We start from the raw sequence: 14784 nt of genomic DNA on the forward strand, positions 1-14784 counted from the left end.
CGTCCCGGAACGCGGCCAGATCCGCCCGGCCACCAACGAAGAAAAAGGCAGCATCCTCATCGGCGCCACCATCCCCGTCCGCGTCAGCTCCACCAACGGAAGCGAGAACTGACCATGCAGCTCAGCATCGACCTGACTGGCCGCGACGTCCTCGTCACCGGCTCCGGCACCGCCGCCCGCCAGGCGGTCCGCCGCTACGAGGCAGCCGGCGCCAGGGTCTTCCGGCTCAGCGTTCCCGAGGGGGCGCCCGGCGACGGCCCGCTTCCCGAGCGTCCCTTCCTGGTTGCCGCCGTCGACGACGGCCAGCCCGGCTGGGAGCCCCTGCTGGAGCGTTCGCGTGCGGCAGGCATCCCCGTGGCGGCGGAGCCCGCGGCGGGCCCGGCAGGCCACGTGACCCTGGTCGGCGGCGGCCCCGGCACCTTGGACCTGCTCACGGTCGGTGCCGTGAATGCCCTGCGGGATGCCGACGTCGTCTTCTACGACCGTCTGGCCCCCTACCAGGAGCTGGAGCGGCTCACCAGCGGCCGGCTGGTGGACGTCGGCAAGCAGCCGGGCCACCACAAGGTCACCCAGGGCGACATCGAGAAGCTCATGGTCGAGGCGGCGCTGGCCGGCGAGAACGTGGTGCGGCTGAAGGGCGGGGACCCGTTCGTGTTCGGCCGCGGCGGCGAAGAAGTAGCCTCCTGCGTGGCCGCGGGCGTTCCGGTGAACGTCATTTCGGGCGTCACAAGCGCCATTTCGGTCCCGGCCGCCGCCGGCATTCCCGTCACGCACCGCGAGGTCAGCCACATGTTCACCGTGGTGTCCGGGCACGCTCCGCTGACCGGGAAGGAACACGCTCATTTAGCTGGACTCTGTGGTTTGGGCGGCACCATTGTGGTGCTGATGGGCATCGGCACCCTTCCGCAGCTCGCCGCGGGATTGCGCCGCGCCGGTATGCGGGCGGACATGCCGATGGCCGTCGTCGAACGGGGCTACCGTCCCGGCCAGCGGACCACCATCGCCGAACTCGGTACGATCGAAAATGCGGCCGCAGGCTGCAGCAACCCGGCTGTCCTGGTCATCGGCGAGGTGGTCGGGGTGGCAATGGCCAGCCGTAATCATGCCGCTGCCTCCGCTGACCTGAACCGCCTCGCAGCTTCGCTCCTTGAAGCCTGAAGGGACCCACATGAGCACCACGTCCACCATCACTGCCGAGGCGAACACGCCGCAGGCCGCCGTCGAATCCGCAGCGGACACCCCGCTGGACGGATTTTTGATCGGAGTGACGTCGCACCGCCGATCGCGCGACCTGATCGATGCCCTTGAGCGCCGCGGGGCGGAGGTGCTGCACGCACCTGCACTGAAGATCGCCCCGGTGCAGGAGGATACCGCCCTCATCGAGGACACCCGGGCCATCATCGAGGCGCGCCCGGACATCTGCATTGCCACCACCGCCTACGGCATGCGCCGCTGGTGCGAGGCAGCGGATTCCTTCGGCATCGGCGAGCAACTGCTGGAGGTTCTCTCGGCCACCCGCATGTTCGTCCGCGGCCCCAAGGCCCGCGGTGCCGTCCGCGCGGCAGGCCTGGCCGACGTCGGGATCAGCAGTGACGAAACCACCGCCACACTCGTGGACATGCTGCTCCAGGAGGGTGTGCGCGGCAAGACGGTGGCTGTGCAGTTGCACGGCTACACGGACGTCCGCCAGCTGGAAAGGCTGCGGATGTCCGGCGCGACGGTTCTCACCGTCACCCCCTACCGCTGGGTGAAGCCCGACGGCAGCGACAAGCTTCCGCGCCTGATCGAGGCCGCCTGCGGTGGCAAGCTGGATGTGCTGACCTTCACCAGCGCGCCCGCCGTTGATGCGCTGTGGAGCACCGCCCACGAGATGGGCATGTACCAGCAGCTGGTCGAGGCGCTCAAGACGCAGGTGACCGTGGCCGCCGTCGGGCCCGTCACCGCCCAGCCGCTGGTCGACGCAGGACTGTCGCCGCTGATTCCGGACCGCTACCGCATGGGCGCGCTGATCCGCCTGGTCACCGAGCACCTCGCGCTGAACCACGTGCGGCGCCTGGCCACCAGGGCCGGGCAGGTGGAGCTGCGCGGCCGCTGCCTGAAGATCGACGGCGAAGTGGTGGACCTTGCCCCGGCCCCCCTGCTGCTCCTGCGGGCACTGCTCGGGGCTGGCGGCGCTGTGCTCTCCCGGGAGTCCCTCTCGGAGCTGCTGGAACTTCGCGGTTCGGTGCACGCGCTGGACATGACGGTCAGCCGCCTGCGCTCTGCGCTCCCCGACGGCAGCCTCGTGGAAACCGTAGTGAAACGGGGCTATCGCCTGCGCGTCTGACCGCCTGTTCCGGCAATTACTCCAAGGCATGGACAGATTGCGTGGCCGGTGGGAATATGTCGCTATATTCCGCAGCTGCTCCTAAGGAACGGCCATGACTTTGCCGGGGAAGTATCAACAGGATGACCATTCCGGATCTGCTTCCAGCGGACCGCCTGAGACCGTGGACGCCGTGGTGGTGGGCTCCGGATTCGGCGGTTCCGTAGCAGCCCTGCGCCTGGCCGAGGCCGGCAAATCCGTGGTGCTCATGGAACGCGGAAAGGCCTACGCCCCCGGCAGCTTCGCCCGGAGCCCTGCGGAGATGGGCCGGAACTTCTGGGACCCTGACCGCGGGCTCTATGGCTTGTTCGACGCCTGGACCTTCCGCGGGATGGAAGGCCTGGTGTCCAGCGGCCTGGGCGGCGGTTCGCTGATCTACGCCAACGTGCTGCTCCGCAAGGATCCCAAGTGGTTTGTCAAGGAGTCCCCGGTCCCCGGCGGCGGCTATGAAAACTGGCCGTTCAGCTACGAAGACCTCGAGCCCTTCTACGCGGACGCCGAGGCCATGCTGCAGCCGGTCCCGTACCCCTATCAGGACACGGCCAAGACCCTGGCCATGGAAGCGGGCGCCGCGGCCCTCGGCCTGTCCATCAAGCGGCCGCCGATCGCCGTCACGTTCGCCACCTCGCCTGGCGCTGAGCCCGGCACCAACCAACCCTTGGCTGCCGCCCCGTACGGCAGCGTCCACGGCGAGCGCGCGGTGCGGACCACCTGCACCCTTTGCGGCGAGTGCGACCTCGGCTGCAACTCCGGGGCCAAGAACACCCTGGACCACAACTACCTCTCCGCGGCGAAGAAAGCCGGTGCGGACCTCCGGACGTTCCACGATGTGCGCGGCATCCGGCCGCTCGGCAACGGCCATGGCGGCTCGGGGAACGGCGGCTCAGGGAACGGCGGTGCCGCCAACTCCGGTTCCGGTTACGAGGTCCGCTACGTGGTCCACGATCCGAAGAACCCCGACGCTCCGCTATACGAACGGATCATCCGCTGCCGGAACCTGGTTATCGGCGCCGGCACCTTCGGCAGCAACTTCCTGCTCCTGCGCAACCGGGCGTCCCTGCCCGGGCTCAGTGAAACCCTCGGCACGCGCTTCAGCGGCAACGGCGACCTGCTGACCTTCGTGATGGGGGCCAAGATGCACGACGGCGGCAAGGTCCCGGCAATCCGCACCCTCTCCGGCAGCCGCGGGCCCGTCATCACGACCGCCATCCGGGTGCCGGACACCGTGGACGGCGGCACCGGCCGCGGCTACTACGTAGAGGACGCGGGCTACCCCGCCTTCATGAACTGGCTGATCGAAACCGGGCAGCTCGGCCAGGTGGTGCGCCGGACAGCCCGGGTGGCCGGCCAACTGCTCAAGGACCGGCTCTTCGAAGCCCGCCGCTCCAACATTTCCGCCGACCTCGCCGCGGCCCTGGGCGACGGGAGCCTGTCCGCCAGTTCGCTGCCGCTGCTGGGCATGGGCCGCGACATCCCCGACGGCGTGCTGAGCCTGCAGGACGGCAGGCTCGCCGTGGACTGGACGCTCGCCACGTCCACGGGGTACTTCGGCCGGGTACGCAAGACCATGGCGGACCTCGCAGGTGAACTGGGCGGGGAGTTCGTGGACAATCCGCTCTGGTGGGCCAAACGGGTCATCACGGTGCATCCCATCGGCGGCGCCCCTGCCGGGCGGAATCCTGCGGAAGGCGTGGTCGATTCGTACGGCGAGGTGTTCGGCTACCCCGGAATGTTCGTAGTGGACGGTGCGGCCATGCCGGGTCCGGTGGGCGCCAACCCGTCCCTGACCATTGCGGCGTTCGCCGAGCGCGCCTGCCGGCGCCTGCTTGAAGGCACACGGCCCGCCGCACGCGGGATCTCGCCGGACACGCTCCAGCACGACGGCGGCCCGGTGGCTTCCGCACGACAGGCGCCGGGCGCCGTCGCTGACTCCCCCGCGGAACCGCTGCGTGTCCTGGCGCCGGACGCCACCAAGGGAAAGGCGGCCAAACCCGAACATCCGCTTGCGCCGAAGCCGGCCGCAACACGGGGGCTCGGCGCGCCGGCCATGGCGAACGCCACCACGACCGCCACGTCGGTGAGCTTCACGGAACAGATGCACGGCTGGTTCAGCCCGGGCCAGACCGATCCCGCGAAGGGACTCAGCCTGGGCCGGGACCGGGACCGCCGGATCATGTTCGAACTGACCATCACGGCCCCGGACATCGACGCTTTCGTGGCCGACCCCCTGCACCAGGCCAACGCCGAGGGCTACGTCCTGGCGGACCAGTTCGGCGGCCGGCTGCCCGTGGAGAAAGGCTGGTTCAAGCAGTTCGTGGCGGACGCGTCCCCCGACGGACGGCCGGCCCGGCGCATGCTCTACCGGCTGTGGCTGCGCGACCCCGGCGGCACCCCGCTCACCTTCACCGGCTTCAAGCTCATCCACAACGAAGCCGGCTTGGATTCCTGGGCGGACACCACCACCCTGTACGCCACGATCGTGCGCGGGCACGTGCCTCCCCCGGATCCCGGCCAGCCGCCGTCGGCCGAATGGGAATCCCCGGACGCGTCCGCCGTCGCCGGTTGCGGCATCCTGCGCATCCGCCCGCTGGACTTCGCCAAGCAGCTCACCACCTTCCGGGCAGTCGGCCCGGAACCGCTGCCGGCTTTGGCCTCGTTCGGGAACTTCTTCCTCGGCGAGCTCTGGCGGGTCTACGGCAACCGCGCACGGCGATGAAGCGCAAAGAGCTCGCACTGCACAGCAAAGACCTGGGCTTCACTCCCCGGGAGGCGGTGCGCTGGCTTGCACCGATCGCCTTGGGCCGCACCGCCCTGAAGGTCATGACCGCAACGGTCTTCGCGGACTTCGGGGACAAGCGCGAGCTGGAGGCAGGGCTTCCCGGCGCGCCGCTCGAGCTGGACCGCCTTCCGCTCCCTGGTCAGGCGGCGCAGCCGTCCGTGGAGCGCGGCCTGCCCGAGGCCGTCCCGCACGAACCGGCACTCTCCCGGCGCGACGGCCTGTGGCTGGATTTCACCGCGGACCTGGGCGACGGCTTCGATGCCACCTACACCGTAGCCCTCCTGCTTGCCCAGGAGCAGCTGACGGTGGACGGGATGGAACTCGGGCGCGCGAATGTCCTGGTGCTCGGCGGGGACGAGGTCTACCCGGTGGCGTCCCCGGGACGCTACGAGGATCGCATGGTTGGCCCGTACCGCGCGGCCTTCCCGGCGCCCGCGGCGGGCGGTCCGCCGGCGGCTTCGTGCCCGCCGGCGAACATCCTCCTGGCCCTGCCGGGGAACCACGACTGGTACGACGGACTCACCTCCTTCATCCGGGTCTTCACCCGGCAGCGCAGCATCGGCTCCTGGCGCACGGTGCAGAACCGCAGTTACTTTGCGGTGCGGCTCTCGGGCGGCGCGGACACACCCGGCTGGTGGCTCCTGGGCCTGGACAGCCAGCTGGGCCAGTACATCGACGAACCCCAACTCGAGTACTTCTACCGCAACGTCAGCACGCGGCTCGTCCCCGGCGACTCGATCATCCTGTGCCTGGCCTCGCCGTCGTGGGTCTACTCGGAAGAGCCAGGCGACCGGGCCTTCCAGCAGGCGGACTTCTTCGAACAGGACTACCTGCGCCGCCGCTTCAACCCGCGGACCGGACTCTTCGAGGACACCGGCGCCACGGTGCGGCTCTGGCTGAGCGGGGACCTGCACCATTACTCCCGTTATGCCGAAGCTGCGCCCGACGGCGGCAGCCCGGTCCAGCTGATCACCTGCGGCCTGGGCGGGGCGTACCTTTCGGACACCCACTGGCTGCCCCAGGAGCTCCGGCTTCCGGATCCCGTCCGCGAGCGCGGGCTGTCCGCCGCGTCGCCGTCCGCGGCCCGGCGGCAGGCCGGCCCCGCCGGCGGGCGCCGCTTCGTCCGCGCCCCCGGGAGCCACCCCTCCAGCAACACCAGCAGGCAGCTCGGACTCCGCCTGGCCAATCCGTTCTCGCCCTACTGGCTCGCGGCCAGGAACCCGGGCTTCGGTCCCCTGCTGGGACTCGTGCATGCCGTGTTCTTCCTGGCCGGCTGGGTGGTCTACAGCAGCGGCCGCGGCCTCCCGCTCATGGCGGCGATCGATACGGTGGGCCTGCCCCGGGCCCTGGTCTTCGGCGTCGCCTGCCCGCTGCTCGCCCTGTGCCTGCTGGTGGTGTTCTGGAAGCTGTTCGGCCGGACACGCCTGCTCCGGCACCGGAGCGGAGTGCTGACCATGCTCCGCGGCGTCCTCTACCAGTTCACCGCCTTGGGCGCAGGCATCAGCCTGGCCGTCCTGGCCGCCTTGATCCCCCTTCCCTCGGGCCTTGGTGCCTTGCTGGTCCTCGCCGTCGTGTACATATCCGGCTGGGTCCTCGGCAGCGAAGCGTTCGCCCTCTACATCCTGCGCACCCCCGGCGGGGAGGTGGCCTCGTGGAAAATGTCCGGCCAGGCCGTCGAGGACCACAAGGGCTTCCTGCGGATGCGCCTCGATCCTGACGGCAGCCTCACCGTCCACCCCCTCCTGGTGGAGACCGTGTGCAGGGATTGGGATCTTGAAGACGCGCATGACGGCCTCCGCCCTGTTCCGTCTCAAAGTTCAGGCCTGCCGGCCGTCCGGCTGCTTGAGCAGCCCATCACCATCCAGCCGACTCCCACTCGACCGGGAGCCGCCCAAGCAACCGACACCCCAGCACCCACTGCCCCACCCCCCACCGCCGCAGCAGCCGTGATTCACCGTGAAGGAAGCAAGCCATGACCATGACCATCACCCGGGCAGAACACCGCAGCGAGGTCATCCCGTTCCGGGCCGGCGACGGTGTTCCGCTGAACCTGGTGCACGTGACGTCTCCCGTGGAGGCGGCCAAGGGACCCGTGCTGCTGGTGCACGGCTCCGGGGTCCGCGCCGAACTGTTCCGCCCGCCCCTTCCCACCACTCTTGTGGACGTACTGCTGGAGGATGGCTGGGACGTCTGGATGTTGAACTGGCGTGCCTCGATCGATCTGGACCCGCTGTCCTGGACGCTCGGCGACGCCGCCGTGCACGACCATCCGGCCGCCGTCGAACACGTCCTGCAGGCTACCGGAGCGGACACGCTCAAAGCCGTGGTGCACTGCCAGGGCTCTACTTCGTTCACGATGTCCGCCGCGGCGGGACTGCTGCCCCGGGTGGACACGGTGATCTCCAACGCGGTGTCCCTGCATCCGGTGGTGCCGGCGTTCTCGCGCCTGAAGATCGACCACTTCACGCCGATCGTGAAAGCCTTCACGCCCTACCTCTCCCCGGCCTGGGGCAACCGCTCGAACGGCTATTTCAGCCGGTTCGTGCGCTCCCTGGTCAAGGCCACCCACCACGAATGCGATAACACGGTCTGCAAGCTGGTCAGCTTCACCTACGGCAGCGGCAGGCCGGCGCTGTGGTCCCACGAAAACCTCGACGAGGCCACCCACGAATGGATCAAGGGTGAGTTCGCGGAGGTCCCGGTCAGCTTCTTCGAGGAGATGGGCCGCAGCATCCGTGCCGGGCACATGGTGGCTGCCGGGTCGCATCCGGAACTGCCGGAAAACTACGAGGCCCAGGCGCCCCGGACCGATGCCCGCTTCACCTTCCTCGCGGGGCAGGACAACCGCTGCTTCCTGCCCGAGAGCCAGGAGCGCACCTTCCGTTTCTTTCAGCAGCACCGTCCCGGCAAGGACTCGCTCCACCTCATCCCCGGCTACGGCCACCTGGACGTCTTCTTCGGCGCCCACGCGTGGCGGGACACGTTCCCGATCATCGTCAAGGAATTGAATTCATTGGACTCAGGCAAGGAGCTCGACTCATGAACACACTCAACGGGTTGCTGGCCGGGTTCCTCCGGCTCATGCCTTCCCCGCTGCCACGGCGCCAGAACGAACTGCGCGGCCGGTTCGCCCGGGCGGACGGCATCCCCTATTCCATGCCGGTCAACTCGGACGACTCGCCGGTGCTCATGGCCGCATTTCCCATCAACAAGCGGGCCGCGGCGGCCATTCTGCCGGGGGAGGAAATGCGCCCGTTCAGCCTGGGCGGCAAGGGCCTGCTGGTGGTGACCGTGGTCAACTACAAGTCCACGGACATCGGCAAGTACATCGAGTACTCCCTGGCCATCGCCATCACCCATGGCAGGCGGCCGGTGCCTCCGCTGCTGCCCCTGCTCTTCCAGAAGACGTTCGGCCTGGGCCAGTTCGTCGTGGACCTGCCGGTCAGCACGGAGATCTCCGTCAAGGGCGGCAAGGGCATCTGGGGCATGCCCAAGCACCAGGCCAACCTGGACTTCGTGGTGACCGACTCCACGGTGTCGGCCCAGTACGACAAGGACGGGGTGCTCGGCTGCTTCGTGGAGATCGAACGGCCCGAGCCCGCCGGCCTGCCGTTGAAGCTCGCAGCCTCGAACTACTGCGCTTTCCGGGGCATGCTCTGGAAGTCGGACATCTACTTCGAAGCCACCGGCGACCTCGCCCTCGGCAAGGCGGCGAAGGCCCGGCTCATCCTGGGTGACGCCCCCGGCGTCGCGCTCCTCAAGACCCTGCAGGTGGCGGAGAAGCCGATCTTCACGGCCTGGCTGCCCGAAGCCCACGGCGTGCTGGACGACCATTACGAAGCGTGGTTCCTCACCGCGCGCAGTGCTGCGGAAGCCGAGGCCCAGCGGGGCGGCGACATGATGGACAGCGTGGTGGGGCTGGGCCAGGGCCAGGAGTGGCTGGAACCGCCGGACCGCAGCAGGATCCCCGGGAACGTCAAGGCGTCGTCGTGAACTGGCTGCTGCTGCTGAATGTCCTGTACTTCCTCTTTGGCGCCACCATGTACGTGGGCACCATGTGGGTGCTGAAGTGGTTCCTCTACCCCACCTGGGAGTCGCTGGAACGCGCCAACGTGGACATGCATTTCGGGATCCCCACCCGGCAGGCCACCAAGTTCTTCACCGTGGTGGTGCCGCCGATGTTCATCTCCGGTGCCATCCTCGTCTGGAGCGAATGGGGCAGTATCCGAGTCATTCCGGCCGCGATCTGCCTGCTGGGCATCATTACCCTGACCCTGGTGGGACAGGGCATCATCATTCCCATCAACGTGCGCATCCGGGGCGGGGACTTCAAGGACGACGCCGAACTGCGCACTCTGTTGCGGCGCTGGATGTTTCTCAATGACATCCGTTTCTACGTTTCGACGCTCGTGTGGCTTGCCATGGTTTGGCTGATCGTGGACCGCGGCCGGCTACTGGACTCCTACCTGTGAAGACAGTGGCTGCGAGAACCAGCCCCGCCGCCTGGGCCGCGGCAGACCCCCTGCGCGCGGTGCTCGCGATCCTCGCGGTCATCACGGCACTGACGGGCGTCGCGGAAATTCCCTTCGGCGGATTCATCCTGCGCCTGTTGGGTGCCGAGCCGACGCCGCTCGCGCTGCAACTGTTCGGCACCGTGGGCATGTTCATGATCGTGGTGGGCGGCTTGCTGCTGCACACCCTGCTCAAGCGCGACGCCGCCCCCGAGGTCATCTTCTGGGCCGGCCTCCAGAAGGCCGGGGCGTTCGCCGCCGTCGGGATCGGTGTCCTGAACGGCGTGTTCGCGGCAACCGCCCTGGCGGTTGCCATCTTCGATCTCGCGACGGCGGTGCTCTGTTTTGTCTATTGGCGCGGCGTCTACTGGAAAGGGGTGGTGCGCCCATGAATCGTTCACTGGTCTTGGCCGGCGGCGGGATGCGGGTGGCGTGGCAGGCCGGGGTGGTGCGGGCCCTGGCCGAAGAAGGACTGGAATTCAGCCATGTGGACGGCACCTCCGGCGGGATCCTGACGGCGGGCATGCTGCTGTCCGGGATCGGGCCCGAGGAGATGTGCGCCCGCTGGTCCACGGTGGACGTGAAGGACTTCGGTTCGGCCCTGCCGTTCGGCGACTACTTCAAGGGGCCGTGGTCCCTTCCCGCGCTCGGCGACGCGGACGGCCTCCTCAACAAAGTCTTCCCGGCGTTGGGGATCGACGCCGGAACCATCCGCAGCCGCGCAACGGAACCGGGCGCCGTCGGGGGTTCCTTCAACGTAGTGGAGTTCACCGGCAAGCGCTGCCACGCGCTCGACGCCACCGGGATCGACGCCGAACTCATGGCCGCGGGCATGTCCCTGCCGATCTTCCTGACTCCGTTGCACCGTGACGGGAAAATCTGGACGGACGCCGTGTGGGTGCGCGACGCCAACGTGCAGGAGGCGCTGCGGCGCGGGGCTGAGGAAGTGTGGCTCATCTGGTGCATCGGGAATTCGCCGTACTGGGGCGACGGGCCGCTGGAGCAGTACGTGCACATGATCGAGATGAGTGCCATGGGCGCGTTGCTCGCCGATTTCGATGCCGCGCAGGCCACCGGACGGGAGTTCGTGCTGCACGTCATCAGGCCGGAGCACCCGCTGCCGCTGGACCCGGAGTTCTATCTCGGCCGGATCAGCGCCGACGCGCTCGTGGCCATGGGCTACCGGGACGCCCGGGCCTACCTGGCCTCCCGTTCGCCGGAGGGGCTGCCGAAGGACGAGCGCTGCACCGCTATGAGCGAGCCGTCCCCCGGCGTCCGGTTCACGGACCGGCTCCGCGGCAAGCTGGAGGGGCAGGACGTGGAGTTCACGGCCGTCGTCGAGATGCCATCGTCCGGTACCGGTGCGCGGCTTTCGGGGTTCCTCGATTCAGAGCGCTTCGGTGCCCGGCGTTTCCTCGCCGGCGGGTTGGTGGAGGCCTCCGGCGACATGCTGCGTTACCGTGCGGAGATACTGCTCGACGGCGGCTGGCACAAGCTGACGGTCACGCGCACCTTCCACGACGACCCCGGGCCGGACGCCTGGACCGATTCCCGTACCGCCGTCCTGGAGTTGGAAGGCTACCCGGCCCTCGAAGTGCGGATGGCCCTGGGCGATGCCGCGGCGCTGATCGCCTCGGTGGAGCCGGTGGGCTCGCACGGATTCCTGGACCGGGCTTCCGCGGCGGCGGGCTTCATCGGGAATGGGCTGCGGGAGCTGCTGGAGAAGTACTGAGGTCGGCTGGGTGACGGGCGCGCGGGTAGCGGAGACGCACGAACGACGCGGGCACACGATCACCCGCCGCTCCGCAGGGCGGAAAAGCCGGCTGCACATGAGGGAAGGCACACCGGCGGGGCAGGGGCCGACCCGTGAGGTCAGAAGGGCGGTGGCTTTGCTTTCGCAGGCGGGTCGCCGGGCCTTGGGCGGATGTCCCCCGCTGTGCTTGTGGCCGGTGTGGGCGGCCGGTCGGTGTAGCTGCGACCGGTGGGGCTGGTCCATTCCAGGTTTCCGTTTCCGCTTTGTCTGGTTGTCCACCCACTGTGGTGTTTGAGCGTGTGGTGGCGCCGGCACAAGGCCGCGAGGTTAGCGGCCTCGGTGGCACCACCCAGTGCCGCATCGTGAGTGTGGTCCAGGTCGAGGTCACGGGCTTTGATGCCACATCCGGGGAAGCGGCAGCGCGAATCCCGGGCCCTGAGCAGGCGCCGCAGGTCCTCGCCGGGCCGGTACCGGTCCACGGCCAGCACGGTGCCGTTGACGGGGTCGGTGAAGACCCTGTTCCAGCCCGGGGCCGCCCCGGCCAAGATCCGTGCCGTGTCCGGATCGATCGGGTGCCGCCCGTCAAGCTCGGCCGCACCGCGAAAACCAGAGGCGGAGCCACGTTCGGCAGTGCCGTCCGCGCCGGGTTCGTCAGTGCCCGGCCCGGAGGCCGCACCGTGTCCTTCACTGCCCATCAGGGTATGCGCCGGGACGGTGATATCGACCCTCGCCGTAATCGCTGAGAGGATGCCCTCGCGGGTGTCGTGCCCGGTCGGGGCGCCTCGCAACAGGACATCCGCGAGCAGGTCGGCCCGGAGCTGGTCCATGGTGCGGGAGGCTCCGGCGCCTCGGCCGGCCTGGGCACCTGCGCCGTTTTCTGTGGCGTAGTCATGTTCTTTGGCTGCGTCTGCATGAGCCTGGGCCATCCGGGTGAGGCGGTCGTGGATCCCGTACGCGACAACGGCGGGCAGCACGGCCCCGAGTTCGGCCATGCCGTCCGGCAAGGGGTTCACCCAGACCCGGCGGTCCTTCCGCGCCCGCTCATGACGGTCGGCCAGCGGCCCGGACTGGACTTTCTCGGCCTCCCGAACCGCGAGCCGCCGGACCCGTCCCGGCGCCTGCCGAAACGCACACTCCAGCACGGCTTCCTCATACCGGGCCCGGGAGGCCGCATCCTCCAGCACCGTCCCGGCGTCCTGGATCACCCGGGCATGGGCCAGGCTGATCCGACCAGCCGAGAGGGCATCGAAGGTTACCGGGAACCGATCGGCCAGCTCCACCGCCTGGCCCATCTGGCGTTGCACCGTCCGGTCACTCATCCGGGTCGCGGCAGCGATCTCCGCCGCCACTGACCGCTGAGCCAGTTCCCGCGCAGGCGGCCGCCACCCGGAACCCGACACGCCGCCGTCGTCCTCCATCGCCTCCGCTAGTTGCGAGGCCATGACCAGCAGCCCCTCACGCACCGCATGCAAACGCGACTGCACGCGTTCCAGCGACTCCAAAGAAGACACGACGTCGGCCAGCGCATCGACGGGAAGGACTTGCTTCCCCGGCGCCTGGGCCAGTGCCGTGCTGTTCTCCATGAACCAATTCAAGCAAGAAGGTCTGACAAAATAAGGCTCCTCCGGCCGGTCTGGCCAACTGCCCCCACAGGGGTCCGGAGCCCCATCCGATTCCGTATCGAGTTCCGACTTAGCGAACCGACGAGGGACCAAATCCCATTGATCCCACGGGATAGCACGCTCCGGGCCGACTTCGACCGGCGGAATTCTTCAGCTAGAGCTGGTCAAAGGAGCCGGAAATGAGCTGTCCGAATCCAGCCACGCACGGACTGAAATAGAGTCGGCGTCACGAACATCTGCAGGAGCGCGGGAGCGCAGGACTCCGTCCCGGCACGGCGTCCGTCCACACAACGTGTTTACCTCGGCATCCATACTCCGCTACGGCCTCTCCAGCGTGTTAATCAACCGGTCGGCATAAACCCGGGCCACCCGCAACATCGGATTGTCCGGATCACTGGCCGCCAAATGCAGGGACCACTGTTCTTCAATGAAGTCCTTGCGCAAGCGGGCGATGTCTTTCGCCGCGAACTCGATCTCCACTGCGCTTTGGAAGTCAAAAAGCGCACAGGCGAACTCGACGTACGCCAGATCCAAACCCGCCGCTTCGATGGCCTTGTCATCGAGATACATCGGGTGCAGCGCGCAGTTTGCGAGGGCGTCAATCCAAAATCCGGCTTCGTTGCGGAGCCTCTTTCGCCGCAAGCCCCCGAACCACTTCATCCAGGCAGCGTAATGCCCGTCACCACTGTGATCCACCTCATTACCGCCCAGTAACAGTCAGGGAACGCGCACGGGAAAAACTGCAACGCCCGGGAAACACTCCCGAAAAGGCGCACTCCTAGGCTGAAGGCAACCGCGAAACACCGCCTGTGCTCCGTTCGCAGACACCGCCCACAAAGCGAAAGGACCCGCCATGCCGGAGACCTCAACCCACCTCGTTATCGCAGGAGCCGGGCCCGCCGCCCAGGCCCTCCTCCGCCACCTGACCGGGCTGGAAAGCCCGGTACAGCGAAGCGGCCTGGGACACACCACCCTGCCGTTCACCGGCCGCATCACCGTGCTGAGCAACCGCGACGAATGCCCCGACGCCCTGATGGAAACCGCCGCGCATTCCAAGGTTTCGGTGCGCTTCGGACAGGCTGCCAGCTTCATCGATGCGGCGAACCGGAAGGTGACCACCACGGAGGGCCTCGAGTTCTCCTACGACCAGCTCGTCATCGCCACCGGCTCGGCCCCGGTTCTGCCACCGGTGCACGGCGCTGACCACGCACTTGCCTACTCCACGATCGACGACGCCGAGCGCCTGGGCGCCGACGTCCAGGAGATCGCTGACACGCTCGGCCGCCGGCCCTTGGCCATCCTCGTGGGGACCGGCCCGTCGGCAGGCCAGGCCGAGGCCGTGCTGCGGGCACGCGGCGTCCGTCCGGTCCGCACCACGCTGCGTCCGGCCGCCGTCGTCTCTTCACCCGTCTCCGGCATGCCGGCCGCCGGGATCGTCTTCGACGACGGCAGCATCATGAACGGCGACCTCGTGGTCCTCGCCGAGGAGCGGTCACCGCGCAACAGCCTCGCCGAAAGCGCCGGGCTGAAGACGGCTCCCGACGGCGGCATCCTGGTGGACAGCGGATTCGAGACGTCGGTGCCGGGCATCCGGGCGATCGGCGACGCCGCGGCCCGCGACGGACTGCGCCTGGGCTTGGTCCTCTCAGCCAAGGAAGCCGCAGCCCGCTGCGCCGGGCATTTGCTTGAGGACTCCGGCCACCGGGCACGCCCTGGAATGCAGGTCACCGCGGCAGCCTGATACCGCCGCAGGC

At 68.6% G+C, this 14784-nt stretch carries 12 protein-coding genes; 10 read left to right on the plus strand and 2 right to left on the minus strand.

Going from position 1 to position 14784, the window contains the following annotated elements; genetic code table 11:
- The first annotated feature begins 114 nt into the window (after positions 1-114).
- The 9 genes from cobA to DWV11_RS16845 all read left to right on the plus strand — a co-directional run bounded on the left by cobA (position 115) and on the right by DWV11_RS16845 (position 11387).
- Positions 115-1158 (plus strand): uroporphyrinogen-III C-methyltransferase, encoded by a 1044-nt coding sequence (cobA, locus tag DWV11_RS16805; protein ID WP_115790070.1) that lies wholly within the window; start codon positions 115-117, stop codon positions 1156-1158.
- A 10-nt stretch (positions 1159-1168) separates the two neighbouring features.
- Positions 1169-2326, plus strand: coding sequence for a uroporphyrinogen-III synthase (locus DWV11_RS16810; RefSeq protein ID WP_115790071.1), 1158 nt, complete (start codon positions 1169-1171; stop codon positions 2324-2326).
- A gap of 94 nt (positions 2327-2420) precedes the next feature.
- Positions 2421-5081 carry a GMC oxidoreductase gene (locus tag DWV11_RS16815; protein WP_115790072.1) on the plus strand — a complete coding sequence of 887 codons (2661 nt, stop codon included), beginning with the start codon at positions 2421-2423 and terminating at the stop codon, positions 5079-5081.
- Positions 5078-7120 (plus strand): hypothetical protein, encoded by a 2043-nt coding sequence (locus DWV11_RS16820; RefSeq protein ID WP_210725778.1) that lies wholly within the window; start codon positions 5078-5080, stop codon positions 7118-7120. The genes DWV11_RS16815 and DWV11_RS16820 overlap by 4 nt, the downstream gene beginning before the upstream one ends.
- Positions 7117-8187, plus strand: a complete 1071-nt coding sequence (locus tag DWV11_RS16825; RefSeq protein ID WP_245953743.1) for an alpha/beta hydrolase — start codon at positions 7117-7119, stop codon at positions 8185-8187. The genes DWV11_RS16820 and DWV11_RS16825 overlap by 4 nt, the downstream gene beginning before the upstream one ends.
- Entirely contained in the window at positions 8184-9137 is a 954-nt protein-coding gene (locus DWV11_RS16830; RefSeq protein ID WP_115790073.1) for an acetoacetate decarboxylase family protein, read from the plus strand. The genes DWV11_RS16825 and DWV11_RS16830 overlap by 4 nt, the downstream gene beginning before the upstream one ends.
- Complete coding sequence (locus DWV11_RS16835; RefSeq protein ID WP_115790074.1) at positions 9134-9616, plus strand: DUF1772 domain-containing protein; 483 nt, start codon at positions 9134-9136, stop codon at positions 9614-9616. The genes DWV11_RS16830 and DWV11_RS16835 overlap by 4 nt, the downstream gene beginning before the upstream one ends.
- Complete coding sequence (locus DWV11_RS16840; protein ID WP_245953745.1) at positions 9613-10047, plus strand: hypothetical protein; 435 nt, start codon at positions 9613-9615, stop codon at positions 10045-10047. Before DWV11_RS16835 ends, DWV11_RS16840 begins: the two co-directional genes overlap by 4 nt.
- Positions 10044-11387, plus strand: coding sequence for a patatin-like phospholipase family protein (locus DWV11_RS16845; protein WP_115790075.1), 1344 nt, complete (start codon positions 10044-10046; stop codon positions 11385-11387). The genes DWV11_RS16840 and DWV11_RS16845 overlap by 4 nt, the downstream gene beginning before the upstream one ends.
- A 140-nt stretch (positions 11388-11527) precedes the next feature.
- Here the strand turns inward: DWV11_RS16845 and DWV11_RS16850 are convergent, their stop codons facing one another.
- The gene (locus DWV11_RS16850) at positions 11528-12991 is read right to left on the minus strand and encodes an HNH endonuclease signature motif containing protein (protein WP_115790076.1); all 1464 of its coding nucleotides are present in this window, start codon (positions 12989-12991) and stop codon (positions 11528-11530) included.
- A 357-nt stretch (positions 12992-13348) separates the two neighbouring features.
- The gene (locus tag DWV11_RS16855) at positions 13349-13690 is read right to left on the minus strand and encodes a hypothetical protein (RefSeq protein WP_115790077.1); all 342 of its coding nucleotides are present in this window, start codon (positions 13688-13690) and stop codon (positions 13349-13351) included.
- A 193-nt stretch (positions 13691-13883) separates the two neighbouring features.
- Between DWV11_RS16855 and DWV11_RS16860 the strand changes: the two genes are divergently transcribed.
- Positions 13884-14771, plus strand: a complete 888-nt coding sequence (locus DWV11_RS16860; RefSeq protein ID WP_115790078.1) for an FAD-dependent oxidoreductase — start codon at positions 13884-13886, stop codon at positions 14769-14771.
- Positions 14772-14784: the final 13 nt, after the last annotated feature.

Origin of the sequence: Arthrobacter silvisoli (genome assembly GCF_003369445.1) — a bacterium.
GTDB lineage: Bacteria > Actinomycetota > Actinomycetes > Actinomycetales > Micrococcaceae > Arthrobacter > Arthrobacter silvisoli.